At 61.0% G+C, this 15,951-nt stretch carries 15 protein-coding genes; 12 read left to right on the top strand and 3 right to left on the bottom strand.

Going from position 1 to position 15,951, the window contains the following annotated elements; genetic code table 11:
* Positions 1-209 precede the first annotated feature (209 nt).
* Positions 210-686 (top strand): DUF4399 domain-containing protein, encoded by a 477-nt coding sequence (locus HU725_RS21775; protein WP_186476232.1) that lies wholly within the window; start codon positions 210-212, stop codon positions 684-686.
* Positions 687-820: 134 nt separating this feature from the next.
* Here the strand turns inward: HU725_RS21775 and serA are convergent, their stop codons facing one another.
* Entirely contained in the window at positions 821-2,050 is a 1,230-nt protein-coding gene (gene serA, locus HU725_RS21770; protein WP_060479614.1) for a phosphoglycerate dehydrogenase, read from the bottom strand.
* 171 nt (positions 2,051-2,221) lie between these two features.
* Between serA and HU725_RS21765 the strand changes: the two genes are divergently transcribed.
* The 4 genes from HU725_RS21765 to HU725_RS21750 all read left to right on the top strand — a co-directional run bounded on the left by HU725_RS21765 (position 2,222) and on the right by HU725_RS21750 (position 6,393).
* The gene (locus HU725_RS21765; RefSeq protein WP_186476233.1) at positions 2,222-3,619 is read left to right on the top strand and encodes a D-2-hydroxyglutarate dehydrogenase; all 1,398 of its coding nucleotides are present in this window, start codon (positions 2,222-2,224) and stop codon (positions 3,617-3,619) included.
* Between the two features lie 24 nt (positions 3,620-3,643).
* Positions 3,644-4,309: a fumarylacetoacetate hydrolase family protein gene (locus HU725_RS21760; RefSeq protein WP_186476234.1), complete on the top strand. Its 666-nt coding sequence runs from the start codon at positions 3,644-3,646 to the stop codon at positions 4,307-4,309.
* A 176-nt stretch (positions 4,310-4,485) separates the two neighbouring features.
* Positions 4,486-5,412 carry an SdiA-regulated domain-containing protein gene (locus tag HU725_RS21755; RefSeq protein ID WP_186476235.1) on the top strand — a complete coding sequence of 309 codons (927 nt, stop codon included), beginning with the start codon at positions 4,486-4,488 and terminating at the stop codon, positions 5,410-5,412.
* Positions 5,413-5,490: 78 nt separating this feature from the next.
* The gene (locus HU725_RS21750) at positions 5,491-6,393 is read left to right on the top strand and encodes an SdiA-regulated domain-containing protein (RefSeq protein WP_060479618.1); all 903 of its coding nucleotides are present in this window, start codon (positions 5,491-5,493) and stop codon (positions 6,391-6,393) included.
* A gap of 131 nt (positions 6,394-6,524) precedes the next feature.
* On the opposite strand, the gene rpiA is transcribed toward HU725_RS21750, so the two are convergent.
* Positions 6,525-7,199: a ribose-5-phosphate isomerase RpiA gene (rpiA, locus tag HU725_RS21745; RefSeq protein ID WP_186476236.1), complete on the bottom strand. Its 675-nt coding sequence runs from the start codon at positions 7,197-7,199 to the stop codon at positions 6,525-6,527.
* Positions 7,200-7,331: 132 nt separating this feature from the next.
* Here rpiA and ilvA point away from each other — a divergent pair, with 132 nt between their 5' ends.
* The 4 genes from ilvA (at position 7,332) to ptsP (ending at position 12,331) form a co-directional block, all read left to right on the top strand.
* The gene (gene ilvA, locus HU725_RS21740; protein WP_186476237.1) at positions 7,332-8,846 is read left to right on the top strand and encodes a threonine ammonia-lyase, biosynthetic; all 1,515 of its coding nucleotides are present in this window, start codon (positions 7,332-7,334) and stop codon (positions 8,844-8,846) included.
* Between the two features lie 38 nt (positions 8,847-8,884).
* The gene (locus HU725_RS21735) at positions 8,885-9,310 is read left to right on the top strand and encodes a DUF2269 domain-containing protein (RefSeq protein WP_186476238.1); all 426 of its coding nucleotides are present in this window, start codon (positions 8,885-8,887) and stop codon (positions 9,308-9,310) included.
* Positions 9,311-9,549: 239 nt separating this feature from the next.
* The gene (locus tag HU725_RS21730) at positions 9,550-10,029 is read left to right on the top strand and encodes an RNA pyrophosphohydrolase (RefSeq protein ID WP_060479637.1); all 480 of its coding nucleotides are present in this window, start codon (positions 9,550-9,552) and stop codon (positions 10,027-10,029) included.
* A gap of 22 nt (positions 10,030-10,051) precedes the next feature.
* Positions 10,052-12,331, top strand: coding sequence for a phosphoenolpyruvate--protein phosphotransferase (gene ptsP, locus HU725_RS21725; protein WP_186476239.1), 2,280 nt, complete (start codon positions 10,052-10,054; stop codon positions 12,329-12,331).
* 110 nt (positions 12,332-12,441) lie between these two features.
* Here ptsP and HU725_RS21720 read toward each other — a convergent pair whose 3' ends face one another.
* The gene (locus tag HU725_RS21720) at positions 12,442-13,188 is read right to left on the bottom strand and encodes an NRDE family protein (RefSeq protein WP_186476458.1); all 747 of its coding nucleotides are present in this window, start codon (positions 13,186-13,188) and stop codon (positions 12,442-12,444) included.
* A gap of 129 nt (positions 13,189-13,317) precedes the next feature.
* Here HU725_RS21720 and HU725_RS21715 point away from each other — a divergent pair, with 129 nt between their 5' ends.
* Genes HU725_RS21715 through HU725_RS21705 form a run of 3 tightly spaced genes read left to right on the top strand, consistent with a single transcriptional unit; the run spans position 13,318 to position 15,946 of the window.
* Positions 13,318-14,100 (top strand): sulfite exporter TauE/SafE family protein, encoded by a 783-nt coding sequence (locus HU725_RS21715; RefSeq protein ID WP_186476240.1) that lies wholly within the window; start codon positions 13,318-13,320, stop codon positions 14,098-14,100.
* Positions 14,101-14,116: 16 nt separating this feature from the next.
* A complete protein-coding gene (gene lgt / locus HU725_RS21710) occupies positions 14,117-14,923 on the top strand; it encodes a prolipoprotein diacylglyceryl transferase (RefSeq protein ID WP_060479625.1) in 807 nt (268 codons plus the stop codon).
* 51 nt (positions 14,924-14,974) lie between these two features.
* A complete protein-coding gene (locus HU725_RS21705) occupies positions 14,975-15,946 on the top strand; it encodes a thymidylate synthase (RefSeq protein WP_060479626.1) in 972 nt (323 codons plus the stop codon).
* The last annotated feature ends 5 nt before the right edge of the window (positions 15,947-15,951 follow it).

Genomic DNA, 15,951 nt, shown 5'->3' with positions numbered 1-15,951 from the left:
ATCTAGCAAATGAATAACTTTCGCCGCGACTTTCTTCCCCATCGCGGTCGAGCGCAGCCTATGACCTTCAAGCCTTGGCGAGGTTTAACCCTAACTGAAAAATTCATGCCCTTGGGCCATGATCGCTGCGAACGGGTAATTCAACTATGTTGAATCATCGCGGCCATTGTTTGATGGCGGTGTTTTCAAGTGAACCACAGGAGACGTTGATGAACAGCTTATTTTCCCGTGCTGCCGTGGCTGGCCTGCTGCTGGGGGTGTCGATGATGGCCGGCGCAGCGGATGCCCTCAAAAGCCAGGAGCCGCCTAAGGGTGCCAAAGTCTTCATCGTTTCACCGGCCGATGGCGCCACAGTGGACAAGACCTTCACCGTGAAATTCGGCATCGAGGGCATGGAGCTCAAGCCTGCTGGCGATCAGACTCCGCATACCGGCCACCACCATTTGCTGGTGGATGTGGACAAGCAGCCGGTCGCCGACATGCCGCTGCCGACCAGCCTGATGCCGGCTGCGGGAACTGCGTTGCCAGCCGGGCCGCAGGTGCTGCACTTCGGCAAGGCGCAGACCGAAGCGACCATCACCCTCGCCCCAGGCAAGCACACACTGCAACTGGTGCTGGGCGATCAGTACCACGTGCCGTTCAAGCCGAGCGTGGAGTCTGAAAAGATCACTGTCCAGGTAAAGTAAGCGCCGATCCGACCCCATAGGAGTGTCGAGCGCTGCGGGGTTGTGTATTGGCAGGCAAAGAAAAGGGCTGCGTCACGGCCCCTCGCGGTGTACCCGCGAAGGGCCGCAGCGCAGCCCCGATTGTCTTGCCTGGCTTAGAACAGTACGCGCGAGCGAATGGTCCCTTTGACCTGTTGCAGTTTTTCCTGCGCCAGGTCGGAGTACTCGGCGTCAACGTCGATCACCACGTAACCAACTTTCTCGTTGGTTTGCAGGAACTGGCCGGAAATGTTGATGCCGTTCTCGGCGAAGACCTTGTTGATCTCGCTGAGCACGCCTGGAATGTTCTCGTGGATGTGCAGCAGGCGGTGCTTGCCTGGGTGGGCCGGCAGCGCCACTTCAGGGAAGTTGACCGACGAGATGGAGGTGCCGTTGTCGCTGTACTTGACCAGCTTCTCGGCCACTTCCAGGCCGATGTTGGCCTGTGCTTCGGCAGTGGAACCACCGATGTGCGGGGTGAGGATGACGTTGTCCAGGCCACGCAGAGGGCTTTCGAACTCTTCATCGTTGGAGCGTGGCTCCACTGGGAACACGTCGATGGCGGCGCCGATCAGGTGCTTGTCCTTGATGGCGGCCGCCAAGTGATCCAGCTCGACCACGGTACCGCGAGCAGCGTTGATCAGAATCGCGCCTTTTTTCATCGCACGGATTTCCTTCTCGCCGATCATCCACTGGGTGGACGGCAACTCAGGCACGTGCAGCGAAACGATGTCGGCCAGGCCCAGCAGTTCGTTGAGGCTGGCGACCTGCACGGCGTTGCCCAGTGGCAGCTTGGTCAGCGGGTCGTAGAAATAGACCTGCATGCCAAGGTTTTCTGCCAGAACCGACAGTTGAGTACCGATCGAGCCATAGCCGACGATGCCCAGTTTCTTGCCACGGATCTCGAACGAGTTGGCCGCGCTTTTGATCCAGCCGCCACGGTGGCAGGATGCGTTTTTCTCCGGGATGCCACGCAGCAGCAGGATCGCCTCCGCCAGCACCAGTTCGGCCACCGAGCGGGTGTTGGAATAGGGGGCGTTGAATACGGCGATACCACGCTCGCGGGCTGCGGCCAGGTCAACCTGGTTGGTGCCGATGCAGAAGCAGCCGACGGCGACCAGTTTCTTGGCACAGTCGAAGATTTCTTCGGTCAGTTGAGTGCGCGAACGGATGCCGATGAAGTGGGCGTCGGCGATCTTTTCCTTCAGCTCGGCATCCGGCAGGGAACCTGTGAGGTATTCGATGTTGGTGTAGCCGGCGGCCTTGAGGGTATCGACCGCGTTCTGGTGCACACCTTCAAGAAGAAGGAACCGGATCTTGCTCTTGTCGAGAGAAGTCTTGCTCATCTGCGTAAACCTGTATCCCGGAGAAAAAATGGCGAGGACTGATGCCAGGCGCCAGGGCAGCCATAGCATGAACAGCGGGAGCGCTATGCTAGCATACGCGACCCAATCTGAGCTTATCCCGACAGGTGAAGAGTGCTCAGGGTGACTATGAATAAGTCGAGAGTTCCAGCGATGACCCACTCTGCGGTAATTGAAGAACTGATGACCCTTGTCGACCCTGGCAAGGTCCTGACCGACCCGGCTTCGCTCCAGGCCTACGGCAAGGACTGGACCAAGCACTATCCGCCTGCACCCACCGCCATCGTGCTGCCCAAGACGGTTGAACAAGTGCAGGCCATCGTGCGTTGGGCCAATCAGCATCGGGTTGCCCTGGTGCCCTCCGGCGGGCGTACCGGTCTGTCGGCCGGTGCCGTGGCAGCCAATGGCGAAGTGGTCGTCGCCTTCGACTACATGAACCAGATACTGAGCTTCAATGCCTTCGACCGTACCGTGGTATGCCAGCCAGGCGTCATCACTCGGCAGTTGCAAGACTTTGCCCACGAGCAGGGCCTTTATTACCCGGTGGATTTCGCCTCCAGCGGCTCCAGTCAGATTGGCGGCAACATCGGAACCAATGCCGGCGGTATCAAGGTCATTCGCTACGGCATGACCCGCAACTGGGTAGCTGGTCTGAAGGTGGTCACCGGCAATGGTGAGCTGCTGGAGCTGAACAAGGACCTGATCAAAAACGCCACCGGCTACGATCTACGGCAGTTATTCATTGGCGCCGAAGGCACCTTGGGTTTCGTCGTCGAAGCGACCATGCGCCTGGACCGAGCCCCGCGCAACCTTACCGCCATGGTGCTGGGCACCCCTGATTTCGGCTCGATCATGCCGGTGTTGCATGCCTTTCAGGGCAAGCTCGACCTGACCGCCTTCGAGTTTTTCTCCGACAAGGGCCTGGCCAAAATCATGGCCCGTGGTGATGTGCCGGCTCCTTTCGCCACAGACTGCCCGTTCTATGCCTTGCTTGAATTCGAGGCCAGTACCGAGGAGGTGGCCAATCAGGCGCTGGCCACCTTCGAGCACTGTGTGGAGCAAGGCTGGGTGCTCGATGGGGTCATGAGCCAGAGCGAAACCCAGCTCAAGAACCTGTGGAAACTGCGCGAATACCTGTCCGAGACCATCTCTCACTGGACGCCGTACAAAAACGATATTTCCGTGACCGTTTCCAAGGTTCCTGCGTTTTTGCGCGATATCGATGCCATCGTCAGCGAGCATTACCCTGACTACGAAGTGGTCTGGTACGGCCACATCGGCGATGGCAACCTGCACCTGAACATCCTCAAGCCCGAGCACATGAGTAAGGATGACTTCTTTGCCTCGTGCACCAAGGTCAACAAGTGGGTGTTCGAGATCGTCCAGCGCTACAACGGCTCGATCTCGGCCGAGCACGGTGTGGGCATGACCAAGCGCGACTACCTCAGTTACAGCCGTTCGGCCCATGAAATTGCCTGCATGAAGGCAATCAAGGCCGTCTTCGACCCTAACGGCATCATGAATCCGGGTAAGATCTTCGCTCCTGAATAAAAGCAGTGATCAAAGGAGTCGGCCATGAGTTACCAGCACCAGTACGTAGACGGCACGCGCATCCATTTCCCGCTGGGCAAAGTGGTATGCATCGGCCGCAACTACGCCGAGCATGCCAAGGAACTGGATAACCCCATCCCAAGCGAGCCGCTACTGTTCATCAAACCGGGCAGCTGCGTGGTGCCCCTGGAGGGCGGCTTCAAGATCCCGACCGACCGTGGCTCGGTGCACTACGAGGCCGAAATCGCCGTGCTGTTGGGCAAGCCGTTGTCGTCCAACGCCTCTCAGGAAGAGGTGATGGATGCCATCTCCGGGTACGCCCCAGCCCTGGACCTGACTCTGCGCGACGTGCAGGCCAAGCTCAAGGAAAAGGGCCTGCCTTGGGAGTTGTGCAAAAGCTTCGACGGCGCCTGCGTGTTACCACCGTTCGTTTCTGCGGCGTCCTTTGCAGACGTGACCGATATACCCGTGCGCCTGACCATCAACGGTGAAGTGCGCCAGGACGGTAACAGCAAGATGATGCTCAACCCGATCGTGCCGATCATCCAGCACATGGCGGCGCAGTTCTCGCTGCAGGCGGGTGATGTGATCCTGACCGGTACCCCGGCCGGTGTCGGGCCATTCAATGTGGGTGACGAACTGGTGCTGGAACTGCCAGGTGTTTGCCGTTTCGAGAGCCGCGTGCTCTGACGCAAGGCCTCATCACCTCGTTCGCGGGTGAGCCCGCTCCCACTAGGGTCGCATCTTGGGTGACATCAAACTTGTGGGGGCGGCCGCAGCCGCGAAGAGGCCCGCGCCGTTTACTGTTTTTTCACACCCCATCCGGATAATGCGCGGATCTTCGCCTCTGTCTGCAGGACCTTCGAATGCCTACACCCGTCAGCACCAGCGCCCCCTCCAAGCGCCGTTTCTACCTCCGCTGGCCCTTCGCCGTGGCGGTTGCTGCGGTAATTGGCTATGGCGTGGCGGTGGCTATGCACTGGGACGACCGCGGCATGCTATGGGTCAAAGAGCGCTTTGAAACCAGTGCCGAGCGCAGCGAAAGCGTGTGGCTGCCGAACTATCGAGTGGACATCGATGCCAAGGTGTTGCCCGGTATGGAGGACGACGAAGCTTCGGACGTGGCCTACAGCCCGCACACCCGCACGCTGTTCGCAGTGATGGGCAAGAACCCGTTACTGGTCGAGCTAAGCCTCCAAGGGGATGTGCTGCGCAAGATCCCACTGGCAGGCTGGAGCAACCCGGAAGGCGTTGCCGTGTTGGAAGATGGCGGCATCGCAATCACCGATGAGCGTCAGCACGATCTGACCGTGGTCAAGGTCGATGCACAGACCGCTTCGTTGAACCACGCTGATTTTCCCAGTTATGACTTGGGCGAGTCGGTCAAGAGCAACAAAGGCTTCGAAGGTATCGCCTGGGACCCTATGCGCCAACGCCTGGTGATCGGCGAGGAACGCCCGCCGAAGCTTTACACCTGGAATAGCGATGGGCGTAGCCCACTCAAGGGCCAAAAGCAGGTGCTGGCCAGCGATGACCTCGATTTGCGCAACCTGTCAGCCTTGGCCGTCGACCCACGTACGGGCCACCTGCTCGTGCTGTCGGCTGACTCGAACATGCTTTTGGAACTCGATGAACAAGCTCGGCAGGTAAGTTTCATGACGCTGCTGGGGGGCTTCAACGGCCTGCAAAGCACCATCCCGCGTGCCGAAGGCGTGACCATGGATGATCAGGGCAACCTGTATATGGTCAGCGAGCCGAACCTGTTCTATCGGTTCAAGAAAAAACAGCAATGAAGCTGGAATCTTCCTACATTAAGCTTCGCTTCAGTCGTCCATGGTTTGATCCGCAACCACCCCGTCGAGACTCTTGCCATGCGTCGCCTGTTTCATCTGTCAGTGATCCTTCTGCTTGCTGGGCTGCTGATCTTGGGCTTGGCTGCCCAGGAGTTGCGCCTGTTCGAGCGCGGCTGGTTCAACGTAAAAAGCTGGTGGCAGCCGCCTGAGCAGGGCATGCGCTTGGATCGCTACCAAGTGGCCGTGGAAGCGCAGCCAATCGAGGGGTTGGACGACGATATTTCAGCTCTGACCTACGACCCTGACCGTAAAACCCTGTTCACCGTAACCAATGCCCGTTCGGAGCTGCTCGAACTGTCGCTGGAGGGGCGTATTCTGCGCCGCGTGCCGTTGACCGGCTTTGGTGATCCCGAGGCCGTGGAGTATGTAGGGCCTGGCAGCTACGTGATCTCCGATGAGCGCCAGCAGCGGTTGATCCGGGTGCGCCTTGACGATGACACGCCGTTTCTGGATGCGGCCGATGCCGAACAGATGAGCCTGGGAATCGGCCTCAATGGCAACAAGGGCTTTGAGGGGCTGGCGTACGATTCTGCAGGCCAGCGCTTGTTCGTGGCCAAGGAACGCGACCCCATGCTCATCTATGAGATACATGGCTTTCCGCATCAGAACCCGGAGCGCCCTTATGCGGTGCATGTGGTGCAGGACCGCAAGCGTGATGCGCGGTTGTTCGTGCGCGACCTTTCCAGCTTGCAGTTCGATGAGCGCAGTGGCCACCTACTGGCGCTCTCGGACGAATCGCGCCTGGTGCTTGAGCTCGATGCCCATGGGCAGCCGCTAAGTACGCTGTCTTTGCACAGGGGGCTGCAGGGGCTGAAGGCATCAGTGCCTCAGGCTGAGGGAATTGCCATGGACGAGGCCGGCACTTTGTACCTGGTCAGCGAGCCGAACCTCTTTTACGTGTTCAAGCAGCCCGCTGACTGATTGCCTGTTCGGGCCTTTTTGCGGGTAGAGCCGCCCCTCTATGTAGTGCGTCAGAGGCGAGCACTAGCGTGTAGGAGCGGCTTTAGCCGTGAAGCGGCCGGCAACGGATAGCGAAGACATCCGCTCAGCGGTTAATCGGCCTTGAGCGTCTTCACCCCTTCGGCAGTACCCAGCAGCAGCAGGTCTGCCGGGCGCGCGGCGAACAGGCCGTTGGTCACCACGCCGACGATGGCGTTGATCTGCGCTTCGAGCTCTACTGGGTTGGTGATTTGCAGGTTGTGCACGTCGAGGATGACGTTGCCATTGTCGGTCACAACGCCCTCACGGTACACAGGGTCGCCGCCGAGCTTGACCAACTGACGGGCCACATGGCTGCGCGCCATGGGGATTACCTCGACCGGCAGCGGGAAGGCACCCAGCACTGGAACAAGCTTGCTGCCGTCGGCGATGCAGATGAAGGTCTTGGCCACCGCCGCTACGATTTTCTCGCGGGTCAGGGCCGCACCGCCACCTTTGATCAGGTTCAGGTGGGCATCGCTCTCGTCGGCACCGTCGACATAAAACTCCAACTCGCTGACGCTGTTCAGCTCGTAGACCGGGATGCCATGGCCTTTCAGACGTTGGGCCGTGGCCTCGGAGCTGGCCACCGCGCCATCGAATGCGCTCTTGTGCTGGGCCAGGGCGTCGATGAAGAAGTTGGCGGTCGAACCGGTGCCGACGCCGACGACGCTTTTTTCATCCAGCTTCGGCAGAATGAAGTCGACAGCGGCCTGGGCGACGGCCTGTTTGAGTTGGTCCTGGGTCATGCGGGCTCCGAGAGGGGGCGGGGGCGGTAATGAAAGGAGCCTAGTATAACGGCTCGGGCGGCTTTGCTGTGGTCGCCCGACGTAGCGCTGGGGTAGACTCGCAGGCCTTGTCCCGCGGCCAGTGATGCTCCGATGCTCGAACAGTACGTCAAGAAGATCCTCACCTCGCGCGTCTACGACGTCGCTGTGGAAACACCCCTGCACAGCGCTGGGCAGTTGAGCAAACGCCTGGGCAACCAGATTCTGCTCAAGCGCGAAGACCTGCAGCCGGTGTTCTCGTTCAAGATCCGTGGCGCGTACAACAAGCTGGCGCAGCTCACCCCGCAAGAACTGGCCCGTGGCGTGGTCACCGCCTCGGCTGGCAACCATGCCCAAGGCCTGGCTTTGGCGGCCCGTGAGCTGGGCATCAAAGCCACCATCGTGATGCCCAAGACCACCCCTGAAATCAAGGTTGAAGGTGTACGCTCGCGCGGCGGCAAGGTAGTGCTGCATGGCGACTCCTTCCCTGAGGCGCTTGCCTATTCGCTGAAAATGGTCGAGGAAAAGGGCTTCGTCTACATCCATCCCTACGACGACCCGCATACGATTGCCGGGCAAGGCACGGTGGCGATGGAAATCCTCCGTCAGCACCCAGGGCAACTGGACGCGATCTTCGTGCCAGTGGGCGGCGGTGGCCTGATTGCCGGTATCGCGGCCTATGTGAAGTACCTGCGCCCGGAAATCAAGGTGATCGGCGTGGAGCCGGACGACTCCAACTGCCTGCAAGCTGCCATGGCTGCTGGTGAGCGCGTGGTGCTGCCGCAGGTGGGGCTGTTCGCCGATGGCGTGGCGGTAGCGCAGATCGGCCAGCACACCTTCGATATTTGCCGCCATTACGTGGATGAGGTGGTGACGGTCAGCACCGATGAAATCTGTGCGGCTATCAAGGATATCTATGACGATACCCGCTCGATCACCGAACCTGCCGGTGCGTTGGGGGTGGCGGGCATCAAAAAGTACGTCGAACTCAAAGGCGTGACTGGGCAGACGCTGGTGGCCATCGATTCCGGCGCCAATGTCAACTTCGATCGCCTGCGCCACGTGGCCGAGCGGGCCGAGCTTGGCGAGAAGCGCGAAGCCATCATCGCCGTGACCATCCCTGAGCGCCCAGGTAGCTTCAAAGCCTTTTGCGAGGCCATTGGCAAGCGCCAGATCACCGAATTCAATTACCGCAAGCATACCACCGACGAGGCGCACATCTTCGTTGGCGTGCAGACCCATCCAGAAAACGACCCGCGAGCGGCGCTGGTGCAGAACCTGATCGACCAGGGCTTCCCAGTGACCGACCTGACCGATAATGAGCTGGCCAAGCTGCACATCCGCCATATGGTCGGTGGGCACTCAGCGGGTGCCAGTGACGAGATGGTGCTGCGCTTCGAGTTCCCTGAGCGCCCAGGGGCGCTGTTCAACTTCCTGACCAAGCTGGGCGGGCGCTGGAACATCTCGATGTTCCACTACCGCAACCATGGCGCGGCAGACGGGCGGGTGGTCGCTGGCCTGCAGGTGCCGGAGGAGGAGCGTCACCTGGTGCCGGCGGCACTGGCCAAGATTGGCTATCCGTACTGGGACGAAACCGACAACCCGGCGTACAAGCTGTTCCTGGGTTGAGCGGCTAAGCTTGGCTTATCGCTCAAGGATGTGAACCCATGGAACACCTGACTACCCTCAAGGCCTTGCACATCGCCGCTACTGCAGTGTTGCTGCTCTGCGCCCTGGGCCTGGCGATCTGGACCGTGCGTGCGCGCCGCCGCGGCGACGCCCAAGCCTATGCCAAGTTGCTGCGCCGGCCGCTGGTGTTCGTCTGGCTGGTAATGGGCGTTTGCTTGCTGAGCATGCCGTTCACCGGCTGGTGGCTGGTGCATCTTGTGGGTTGGCCGCTGGGGCAGACGTGGCTGCTGGCCTCCAGTGTTCTATGTACCCTCGGTGCCTTTGCCGTTTGGTGGTTGCTGGTACGGCTCAACCGCCTGCGCAAGGCTGAGGTGACGGGGCTGCGGTTTACCCTGGCCTTGGCCGTGTTCAGTGGAGTGTGCTTGCTGTCCATCGCGGGCCTGATGGGCGCCAAGCCCGTCTAACGGGCCGCCGGTTTCTTCCCAGGTAAACCCGCTCCTGCAGGCTATCTGCGCTGCAGCGCCCGTAGGAGCCGGTTTACTCGCCAAGCGGCCAGAGCATCAATGCTCAATCCTTCATAGTCGGCCCGCAGAATACAGAATACGTAGTTATCACCGCGCTGCACATAAGCTTGGCGGGCGCGTTGCTGCGCTCGCAGGCTTTGTGGAACAATGCGGTGACATGCGTTTGCGAGGTTGCTGCCGTGATCGACCCGGATGGTTTTCGCCCCAATGTCGGAATCATTCTCACGAATGATGCCGGGCAGGTGCTATGGGCTCGACGGATCAACCAGGATGCCTGGCAATTTCCTCAGGGTGGCATCAACCCTGATGAGTCGCCGGAAGATGCCCTGTACCGCGAGCTGAACGAAGAAGTTGGCCTTGAACGCGATGATGTGGAAATTCTTGCCTGCACCCGCGGCTGGTTGCGTTATCGTTTACCCCAGCGGCTGGTCCGCACGCACAGCCAACCGCTGTGCATTGGCCAGAAGCAAAAGTGGTTTTTGCTGCGCCTGGTGAGCAATGAACAACGGGTGCGGATGGACCTGACCGGCAAGCCTGAGTTCGACGGCTGGCGTTGGGTCAGCTATTGGTACCCGTTGGGCCAGGTGGTGACATTCAAGCGTGAAGTCTACCGCCGAGCCCTGAAAGAGCTTGCACCGCGTCTTTTGACGCGCGACTGACGACGGAGTTCGACCCCGAGCCATGCTCAATACGCTGCGCAAGATCGTCCAGGAAGTGAACTCCGCCAAAGATCTCAAGACGGCGTTGGGGATCATTGTCTTGCGCGTCAAGGAGGCCATGGGCAGCCAGGTCTGCTCGGTGTACCTGCTCGACCCGGAAACCAACCGTTTCGTGCTGATGGCCACCGAAGGCCTGAACAAGCGCTCCATCGGCAAAGTCAGCATGGCACCCAATGAGGGCCTGGTTGGCCTGGTCGGTACCCGCGAAGAGCCGCTGAACCTGGAAGACGCTGCCGCCCACCCACGCTATCGCTATTTCGCCGAAACCGGTGAAGAGCGATTCGCCTCGTTCCTCGGTGCGCCGATCATCCACCACCGCCGCGTCGTCGGTGTACTGGTCATCCAGCAGAAAGAGCGCCGTCAGTTCGACGAAGGCGAAGAAGCTTTCCTGGTCACCATGAGTGCCCAGCTCGCTGGCGTCATCGCCCATGCCGAGGCCACCGGCTCGATCCGTGGCCTGGGGCGCCAGGGCAAAGGTATTCAGGAAGCACGCTTCGTCGGGGTGCCGGGCTCGCCGGGCGCCGCGGTCGGTCGGGCCGTGGTGATGCTGCCACCGGCTGACCTGGAGGTGGTGCCAGACAAGACCGTCGAGGATATCGATGCCGAGCTGAAGCTGTTCCAAAATGCCCTGGAGGGTGTGCGTGAAGACATGCGCAAGCTGTCGGCCAAGCTGGCGACCCAGCTACGCCCGGAAGAGCGCGCGCTGTTCGATGTGTACCTGATGATGCTCGAAGACGCCGCCCTGGGTGGTGAAGTGATCGAAGTGATCAAGACTGGCCAGTGGGCACAGGGCGCTCTGCGCCAGGTGGTCGGCGAGCACGTCAACCGCTTCGAGCTGATGGACGACGACTACCTGCGCGAGCGCGCCTCGGACGTCAAGGACCTTGGGCGTCGTCTGCTGGCGTATCTGCAACAAGCGCGCGCGCAATCGTTGGTGTATGCCGACAACACCATCCTGGTCAGTGAAGAGCTGACCCCGGCGATGCTCGGCGAAGTGCCCGAAGGCAAGCTCGTTGGCCTGGTGTCGGTATTGGGCTCGGGCAACTCCCACGTCGCCATCCTTGCCCGTGCCATGGGCATTCCAACGGTGATGGGTCTGGTCGACCTGCCGTATTCGAAGGTCGACGGCATCGAGATGATCGTCGACGGCTACAAGGGCGAGGTGTTCACCAACCCCAGCGACGTGCTGCGCAAGCAATACAGTGACGTGGTCGAGGAAGAGCGCCAGCTGGCGCAGGGCCTTGATGCCTTGCGCGAACTGCCGTGTGTAACCCCGGACGGCCATCGTATGCCGCTGTGGGTTAACACCGGCTTGCTTGCTGACGTGGCCCGTGCTCAGCAGCGCGGGGCCGAAGGGGTTGGCCTGTACCGCACCGAAGTGCCGTTCATGATCAACCAGCGCTTCCCCAGCGAGAAGGAGCAGTTGGCGATCTACCGCGAGCAACTGGCGGCCTTCCACCCGCTGCCGGTGACCATGCGTACCCTCGACATTGGTGGCGACAAGGCGCTTTCCTACTTCCCCATCAAGGAAGAAAACCCGTTTCTAGGCTGGCGCGGCATTCGTGTCACCCTCGACCATCCGGAAATTTTTCTGGTGCAGACGCGCGCCATGCTCAAGGCCAGCGAGGGCCTGAACAACCTGCGCATTCTGCTGCCGATGATTTCCGGCATTCACGAGCTGGAAGAAGCCCTGCACCTGATTCACCGTGCCTGGGGCGAGGTGCGCGACGAAGGCACCGACGTCCCGATGCCGCCAGTTGGGGTGATGGTGGAAATCCCGGCGGCGGTGTACCAGACCAAGGAGCTGGCGCGGCAGGTGGACTTCCTGTCGGTTGGGTCCAACGACCTGACCCAGTACTTGTTGGCGGTGGACCGCAACAACCCGCGGGTCGCCGACCTTTATGACTACCTGCACCCGGCGGTGCTGCAAGCGCTCAATACCGTGGTGCGCGATGCCCATGGCGAGGGTAAGCCTGTGAGCATCTGCGGCGAAATGGCCGGTGACCCGGCGGCGGCCATTTTGTTGATGGCCATGGGCTTCGACAGCCTGTCGATGAACGCCACCAACTTGCCTAAGGTGAAGTGGATGCTGCGCCAGGTGAACCTGGGTAAGGCCAAGGAGCTGCTGGCCGAGGCCTTGAGCCATGACAACCCGCAAGTCATCCACAGTTCGCTGCAACTGGCCCTGAAAAACCTCGGCCTGGCGCGCATGATCGGGCCTGGGACCAACAAGCCTCTTTAACCGCAGGTGGTGCTTCGCGGGCACGTCTGCTTGCATAGGTCGGGCGCAGCCTTCAGACACGGCGCGTTGGCTGTGAGCCCACGCCCGTGAAGAGGCCGGCGCCAACAGCCTCACACGTGCAAGCTGACTTCCCCGAGATGCCCACCAAAGGGCCCGAAACTGCGCTCCACCAGCCGCCTTCTCCCTCGATCATCCGCGATCAACACCGTGCTTGCCCGTGTGCCATAGGTTTGGCTGGCGATGAATACGCTCGACAGCAACTTCTCTGTTGCGATCCCCACGCCGGTTTCCGGTAGTTCCGCGTCCGGCGGCTGCTCTTGGTCTGCCAGTAACGTCAGCAGGCGCTGGGGGTCGGCTCTATCAAGCAGCCCCTGCAGCCCTGTACGTGCTTTGACGAGTTTCGGCCACGGCGTATCCAGCCCGGCATTGGAAAGCCCGTAAACCCCGGCCTGCAGCAAGCGGGGCGCCACTTCTCGGGCATTCAGGTAGCCCAGCTGATCGGCATCCCCTACCAGCAGGTTGAAACCTGAATACTGCCCGCTGCGGCTGGCAACCCGGTCGAGGTAGCTCTGCACTCCCAGTTCGCCTTGCAGATACGCCGCCACCAACTCGCCCCGCGAGCGCGGCCCCGGCACCTGCCCGGGGTCGCGAATGTTGGTCAACGCAGCAAAGCGCCCCTGTGGGCCGACACCCAGCCATGTGCCACCGGCCTGCAAATCGCGCCCAGCGTACACCCCAGGTGTATCTTCCCAGGCCGCCAAGGCCTGGGCCGGGCGGGCATAGAACTCGTCGCGGTTGGCGGCGACGACCAGCGGCAGGGCATGCCCTGGGCGCCAGGCGAATACGATCAGGCACATCGGTTGAGCCTCTGTGTTTTCGGCCACTGTACCGGCTGCGCGGATATCGAGCCATCCTGTCACAGAGTTCACTAGAGCCCCGTGCCCGGCTTCCGTTACCATGCCGGATTGTTTTCTCGGGAAAGACGAATGGAATTCGTGCTCTATCTACTGTTGGGCGCCTGTGCTGGGGTATTGGCAGGGCTGTTCGGCGTGGGCGGCGGCATCATCATCGTGCCAGTGCTGGTGTTCAGCTTCACCTTGCAAGGCTTCGACGCCTCGGTGTTGACACATCTGGCAGTCGGCACTTCGCTGGCTACCATCGTCTTCACCTCGATCAACGCCGTGCTCGAGCACCATCGCAAGGGCGCGGTGCAGTGGCCGATATTCGCCTGGATGACGCTCGGCATCCTCTTGGGAGCCGGCGTCGGCGCCAAGACCGCTTCGCTGATCCAGGGCCCGCAGTTGCAAAAGATCATCGGCGTGTTCGCCTTGATCATCGCTGCGCAGATGGCTCTGGATCTCAAGCCCAAAGCCAGTGGTGCTCTGCCTGGCAAGCCAGCCCTGATCGGTGCCGGTGGGGTGATCGGCTGGGCATCGGCTATCTTCGGCATTGGTGGCGGTTCGCTGACCGTGCCGTTTCTGACCTGGCGCGGCCTGCCGATGCAGAGGGCAGTGGCAACTTCATCGGCCTGCGGTCTGCCAATCGCTTTGGCCAGTGCGCTGAGCTTCGTGCTGCTGGGCTGGCACGACCCAAACTTGCCGCCCCACAGCCTGGGTTTCGTATACCTACCGGCGCTGGTTGGCATTGCCGTGACCAGTATGTTTTTCGCGCGCTTTGGCGCACGCCTGGCGCACAAGCTGTCGCCGCGTCTTTTGAAACGCCTGTTCGCAGCCTTGCTGTTCTGCGTCGGCCTCAGCTTTCTGATTTGAATCAAGAGGAACTTGCATGCTGCCTTACCCGCAGATAGACCCCGTGGCCGTTGCCCTCGGGCCGCTGAAAATCCACTGGTACGGCCTGATGTACCTGGTTGGCATTGGTGGCGCCTGGCTACTGGCTTCTCGCCGGCTTAACCGCTTTGACCCAACCTGGAGCCGGGAGAAACTGTCCGACCTGGTGTTCTGGCTGTCGATGGGGGTGATCGTCGGTGGGCGCCTGGGGTATGTGTTGTTCTACGATCTGCACGCCTACCTGGCCAATCCGACACTGATCTTCGAAGTGTGGAAGGGTGGCATGTCGTTCCACGGTGGCTTCATCGGGGTGATGCTGGCTGCGTTGTGGTTTGGCAAACGTAACAACAAGTCGTTCTTCGAACTGATGGACTTCGTCGCGCCGCTGGTGCCGATCGGTCTGGGCGCTGGGCGTATCGGCAACTTCATCAACGCCGAGCTATGGGGCAAGCCCACCGATGTACCGTGGGCGATGATCTTCCCGCCGTTCAGCGACCCAGCGCAGTTGCCGCGCCACCCGTCGCAGCTTTACCAGTTCGCCCTGGAAGGCGTAGCGCTGTTCGTCATTCTCTGGCTGTTCTCGCGTAAACCGCGGCCTACCATGGCTGTTTCCGGTATGTTCGCGCTGTTCTACGGAATTTTCCGCTTCATCGTGGAATTCGTCCGGGTGCCGGACGCGCAGCTCGGTTACATCGCCTGGGGCTGGCTGACCATGGGTCAGATTCTTTGCGTACCGATGATCCTGGCTGGCCTTGGCCTGATCTGGTGGGCTTATAATCGCAAACCCACGGCGAAACCCGCCTGATTATTCCCACGGCAGGGGTGATCCCCCTGCCGTTTTTGCTACAGGTAAGCCATGAAACAGTATCTGGACCTGGTCCGCGACGTCATCGAAAACGGTACGCTGCAAGGCAACCGTACCGGTATCCGTACCATCAGCCTGCCGGGCGCCATGCTGCGTTTCGACCTGCAGAAGGGTTTCCCGGCCGTCACCACGCGCAAGCTGGCATTCAAGTCGGCGATTGGCGAGATGGTGGGCTTTCTACGTGGCGTGAAAAACGCCGGTGAGTTCCGCGAGCTGGGCTGCAAGGTCTGGGATCAGAACGCCAACGAAAACGCTCAGTGGCTGGCCAACCCGTTCCGCCAGGGCCATGACGACCTTGGCGAAATCTATGGCGTGCAATGGCGCCAGTGGCCGGGCTACAAGCGTATTGCGCTGAGCAACCTGGCTGCCATCGAAATGGCCGAGAAGGCCGGTTTCCGCCGTATTGCCCAGGATGAAGAAGACGGCCAGGCGTTCGTGGTGCTGTACAAGGCCATCGACCAGGTGCGCCAGTGCCTGGACACCATCGCCAACGATCCGGGTAGCCGGCGCATCCTGTTCCACGGTTGGAACTGCGCGCAGCTGGACGAAATGGCCTTACCCCCGTGCCACCTGCTTTACCAATTCCACCCGAATGTCGAGACCAAGGAAATCTCCTTGACCCTGTACATTCGCTCCAACGACCTTGGCCTCGGTACGCCGTTCAACCTCACCGAGGGCGCGGCGCTGCTGTCGCTGTTTGGCCGCCTGACTGGTTACACCCCACGCTGGTTCACCTATTTCATCGGCGATGCCCATGTGTATGAGAACCATCTGGACATGCTCAACGAACAGCTCAAGCGCGAGCCGCTGCAAGCGCCGAGGCTGGTAATCAGCGATCGCGTGCCGGAGTTCGCCAAGACTGGCAAGTACGAGCCGCAGTGGCTGGAATTGATCGAGCCGAGCGACTTCAGCCTGGAAGGGTATGAGCACCATGCGCCGATGACCGCGCCCATGGCGGTCTAACAGGT

Source organism: Pseudomonas promysalinigenes, assembly GCF_014269025.2.
GTDB classification, from domain to species: domain Bacteria; phylum Pseudomonadota; class Gammaproteobacteria; order Pseudomonadales; family Pseudomonadaceae; genus Aquipseudomonas; species Aquipseudomonas promysalinigenes.
This window is presented reverse-complemented; position numbering and strand designations above follow the sequence as displayed.

Coding starts and splice junctions, on each gene's coding strand:
- HU725_RS21775 (WP_186476232.1), top strand. CDS start 210: ATGAACAGCTTATTTTCCCGTGCTGCCGTGGCTGGCCTGCTGCTGGGG.
- serA (WP_060479614.1), bottom strand. CDS start 2,050: ATGAGCAAGACTTCTCTCGACAAGAGCAAGATCCGGTTCCTTCTTCTT.
- HU725_RS21765 (WP_186476233.1), top strand. CDS start 2,222: ATGACCCACTCTGCGGTAATTGAAGAACTGATGACCCTTGTCGACCCT.
- HU725_RS21760 (WP_186476234.1), top strand. CDS start 3,644: ATGAGTTACCAGCACCAGTACGTAGACGGCACGCGCATCCATTTCCCG.
- HU725_RS21755 (WP_186476235.1), top strand. CDS start 4,486: ATGCCTACACCCGTCAGCACCAGCGCCCCCTCCAAGCGCCGTTTCTAC.
- HU725_RS21750 (WP_060479618.1), top strand. CDS start 5,491: ATGCGTCGCCTGTTTCATCTGTCAGTGATCCTTCTGCTTGCTGGGCTG.
- rpiA (WP_186476236.1), bottom strand. CDS start 7,199: ATGACCCAGGACCAACTCAAACAGGCCGTCGCCCAGGCCGCTGTCGAC.
- ilvA (WP_186476237.1), top strand. CDS start 7,332: ATGCTCGAACAGTACGTCAAGAAGATCCTCACCTCGCGCGTCTACGAC.
- HU725_RS21735 (WP_186476238.1), top strand. CDS start 8,885: ATGGAACACCTGACTACCCTCAAGGCCTTGCACATCGCCGCTACTGCA.
- ptsP (WP_186476239.1), top strand. CDS start 10,052: ATGCTCAATACGCTGCGCAAGATCGTCCAGGAAGTGAACTCCGCCAAA.
- HU725_RS21720 (WP_186476458.1), bottom strand. CDS start 13,188: ATGTGCCTGATCGTATTCGCCTGGCGCCCAGGGCATGCCCTGCCGCTG.
- HU725_RS21715 (WP_186476240.1), top strand. CDS start 13,318: ATGGAATTCGTGCTCTATCTACTGTTGGGCGCCTGTGCTGGGGTATTG.
- lgt (WP_060479625.1), top strand. CDS start 14,117: ATGCTGCCTTACCCGCAGATAGACCCCGTGGCCGTTGCCCTCGGGCCG.
- HU725_RS21705 (WP_060479626.1), top strand. CDS start 14,975: ATGAAACAGTATCTGGACCTGGTCCGCGACGTCATCGAAAACGGTACG.